Annotated in this window: 3 protein-coding genes and 2 pseudogenes; 3 read left to right on the top strand and 2 right to left on the bottom strand. The window is 65.8% G+C overall.

The window, feature by feature from the left end:
• The 3 genes and pseudogenes from ACE3SN_RS16445 to ACE3SN_RS16435 all read left to right on the top strand — a co-directional run.
• Positions 1–321, top strand: a pseudogene (locus ACE3SN_RS16445) (MFS transporter); the annotation flags it as partial.
• A gap of 10 nt (positions 322–331) precedes the next feature.
• Positions 332–1,369, top strand: a complete 1,038-nt coding sequence (locus tag ACE3SN_RS16440) for a LacI family DNA-binding transcriptional regulator (protein WP_374531859.1) — start codon at positions 332–334, stop codon at positions 1,367–1,369.
• 59 nt (positions 1,370–1,428) lie between these two features.
• Entirely contained in the window at positions 1,429–1,704 is a 276-nt protein-coding gene (locus tag ACE3SN_RS16435) for a hypothetical protein (RefSeq protein ID WP_374531858.1), read from the top strand.
• A gap of 10 nt (positions 1,705–1,714) precedes the next feature.
• Here the strand turns inward: ACE3SN_RS16435 and pobA are convergent.
• Positions 1,715–2,885, bottom strand: a pseudogene (gene pobA / locus ACE3SN_RS16430) (4-hydroxybenzoate 3-monooxygenase).
• Between the two features lie 85 nt (positions 2,886–2,970).
• On the bottom strand, positions 2,971–3,237 hold the full coding sequence (locus ACE3SN_RS16425; protein WP_374531856.1) for a hypothetical protein: 267 nt from the start codon (positions 3,235–3,237) through the stop codon (positions 2,971–2,973).
• Positions 3,238–3,462 lie beyond the last annotated feature (225 nt).

Raw genomic sequence — 3,462 nt, 5'->3', positions numbered from 1 at the left:
ACTCCAGTTGCCCTCTTTGCGCTGATGGCGGGAATCGGTATCGGTTGGGCCGGAATGATGGGCAACACTTACGTCATGCTGGCAGATTCGATCCCGCCCGAGCGGACCGGCATCTACATGGGGATCTTCAACATGTTCATCGTGATCCCGATGCTGATCCAGACCTTGACCATGCCGCTGATCTACCAGCCGGTGCTGGGCGGCGATCCGCGCAATGTGCTGATGCTGGGCGGCGTCCTGATGCTGCTGGGCGCGATTGCGACCTTGCTGGTGGACGCCGGGCATCGCCAGCCGCGTCTGGCCGGATCAGCCGCGGCTTAGGTTGAACAGGGTGACGGACAATCCCGCCAGCGAAGCGCCCGCAGTCGACGGGCAGGTCCGCACCATCACCGATCTGGCGCGGATCGCCGGCGTATCGGCGGGAACGGTTTCGCGCGCGCTCGCCGGCAAATCGCTGGTCAATGCCAAGACGCGCGAACGCATTCAGGCACTGGCGCGCGCGCACGGCTTCCAGCTCAACCAGATGGCCAGCAACCTGCGCCGTCAGAAGACCGGGGTAGTCGGGGTTGCGATCCCGCTGGGCCATGACCGCCGCCAGCAGATTTCCGACGCCTTTTTCATGACGCTGCTGGGCCACCTTGCCGACGAGTTGACCGAGCGCGGTTACGACCTGATGCTGCGACGGGTCATTCCCGACCGCGACGAGGACTGGCTCGACCGGTTCATCGGTTCGGGCATGATCGACGGCGTGATCGTGATCGGCCAGTCCGACCAGTTCGAGCGGATCGAGGAGGTGGCCGACGGGTACCTGCCGATGGTTGTCTGGGGCAACCATCAGGAAGGCCAGCGCCACTGCGTGGTCGGGACCGACAACCGCCTTGGCGGGAAGCTGGCAGCCGAGCGTCTGATCGCGGCCGGAGCGACCCGCCTCGCCTTTGTTGGTGATACCGGCCCGATCGAATTCGCCGCCCGCTTTGCCGGGGCCAGCGATGTTGCCCGCCGCCTGGGCGTGCCGATCAGAGCGCTGGAAACCCACCTTTCCGCAGACCGGACGGCGGACGAGATCAACCGGCACCTCGATAGCTGCGGCGCGGAATTCGACGGCATCTTCGCCGCAACGGATACCCTGGCGGTGGCCTGTCTCAAGGCGCTGCGCGAGCGCGGCATCGCGGTTCCAGAGGCGATGAAGCTGGTCGGCTTCGACGATCTCCCGCTCGCCAGTCAGACCATGCCGCCGCTGACCACCATCCGCCAGGACATTGCCGCCGGTGCCCGCGGGCTGGTCGACCTGTTGATGCGGCGACTGGCCGGCGAGGAAACCGAAAGCCTCGTCCTGCCGCCGCAGCTTGTGATCAGGATGTCTGCCTGAACGTAGCAAGCAGGCAATGCTCCGGCCCTCACCAGGCAGGCGAAGTGCGGGAGAGAGCGATGAGGACGAAGGCATCAAGGGCCGCGATTGCATTGGCACTATGCGGCGTTGCCAGCATCGTGCTCCTGCCGGCAGAAGCCAAGGCTCCGCCCCCTGCAGCGCGCAGCACGCTGGAAATCCGCGTAGCCACCAAGTGGGTCAACCGCCTGATCGGCGATGCCCAGCCCGGCGCCACCAAAGTCGTCAAACTGGCCGCCTCCGGTTATCTGCGCGATGCGCCGCTACGCCCGTCGGGGCTTGCCGGGCCGGTCACGTTGTGGACGACCGCGCCCTGATTGGCGGCATTCAAATCGGCAAGCCGACGTAGTTTTCCGCGATGCTGGTTTGGGCGGCGGTGCTGCTGGCGATATAGTCCAGTTCGGCCACCTGCATGGCGCGTTCGAACGGGCCGTCATCGGGGAAGCGGTGCATCAGCTTGGTCAGCGACCAGCTGAACCGCTCGCTCTTCCACACCCGCGCCAGCGCCTTGGCGGAATAACCGGCCACCGCGTCGTTGTCGCACCGCTGGAAAAAGCCTGTGAGCGCCTCTGCCGCATAGTGAACGTCGCTCGCCGCAAGGTTCAGGCCCTTGGCCCCGGTCGGCGGCACGATGTGGGCCGCATCGCCGCACAGCAGCAGGCTGCCGTGGCGCATCGGTTCGAACACATAGCTGCGCAGCGGCGCGATGCTTTTTTCCAGTGCCGGACCGCGCGTGATGTTGGCTGCCGCATCGGCGGCCGAGGCGGATCGCCAGTTCATCCCACAACCGGTCGTCGGACCAGTCTTCAACCTTCTCGGTCAGCGGCACGTCGATGTAATAGCGGCTGCGCGTGTGGCTGCGCATCGAGGCCAACGCGAAACCGCGTTCGTGGTTGGCATAGATCAGTTCGGGATTGCACGGCGGCACATCGGCCAGGATGCCCAGCCAGCCAAAGGGATAGACCCGCTCGAACTCGCGGGCCACGCGGGCGGGGATCGCCTTGCGGCTGGGGCCGTGGAACCCGTCGCACCCGGCAATGAAGCGCGCGTCGATGCGGTGCCGCGTGCCGTCCCTGGTATAAGTGACGCAGGGCGCGTCGCCTTCGATATCGTGCAGGGCCACTTCCTGCACGCCGTAGATCACTTCAAGCCCGCGCTCCGGCGCCGCGTCCATCAGGTCCCTGGTGATCTCGGTCTGGCCATAGACCACCACCGACTTGCCGGTCAGCCCCGCGCAGTCGATCCGGATCAGCCGTTCGCCATCAGCCAGGTTGAAGCCATCCTCGACGAGGCCCTCGGCCTTGAGCCGGGCATCGAGGCCGAGCCGCGCCATCAGGCCGACGGTGACCTGTTCCAGTACCCCGGCGCGAATCCGCGAGAGCACATAGTCGCCCGTCTGGCGTTCCAGCACGACGCAGTCGATCCCTTCGGCGCGCAGCAGGTGGCCCAGCAGCAGGCCCGCTGGCCCTGCCCCGATGATTGAAACCTGCGTCTTCATGCCAAGCTCCGTTCAAATTCCTGCGGACGACAAGCAGCAGGAGGGCGCGATGCGCCAATCGCGAGTCCGCACCAGGTATCAAAAATCACGAATTGATCGCCGCGGGCGCAAAAATCCGGTCGGGCAGGCGGGCGGCAAGCACCACGCATAGCGCCAGCAGGCTGGCGACGACGATCACGGCAGCGCTCGAAGGCGGGATCGCCGCACTGTCATGCCAGGCGAAATAGACGCTGCCAGCCATGGCGATCCCAAGCGCGGCGCCAAGCCGCTGGGCGGTCTTGATCAGACCGCTGGCCGCGCCGGCATGGTCCTTGTCGACCTGCGCAACCGCAACCGGGGCGATGCATTCCATGCCTCACCTCTTCGCTGCCGGCGGCCAAGCCGTCGTTCCGGATCGTCGAACTGAGCTGCCGTTTGGCGAATGCTTGCCGATGATTTTCTGCTTCCGCTGACATGCACGAACCCGCTCCGCGGGAGGGTCGCGTGGTGCGAGGTAGTGCGATAATCGTAGGCATTTGAGCGGGGCGAGGCCTCTTCCGACCATGGAGTTCCCTTCAACGAGAGGAACTTGCCATGG

Source organism: Novosphingobium sp. (assembly GCF_041915465.1).
Lineage (GTDB): Bacteria > Pseudomonadota > Alphaproteobacteria > Sphingomonadales > Sphingomonadaceae > Novosphingobium.
Note: the sequence above shows the minus strand (reverse complement) of the source record. Positions and strands in the feature narration are given on the sequence as shown.

Excerpts from the sequence above, each read along its gene's own strand:
- ACE3SN_RS16435 (WP_374531858.1), top strand. The coding sequence starts at position 1,429 with ATGAGGACGAAGGCATCAAGGGCCGCGATTGCATTGGCACTATGCGGC.
- ACE3SN_RS16425 (WP_374531856.1), bottom strand. The coding sequence starts at position 3,237 with ATGGAATGCATCGCCCCGGTTGCGGTTGCGCAGGTCGACAAGGACCAT.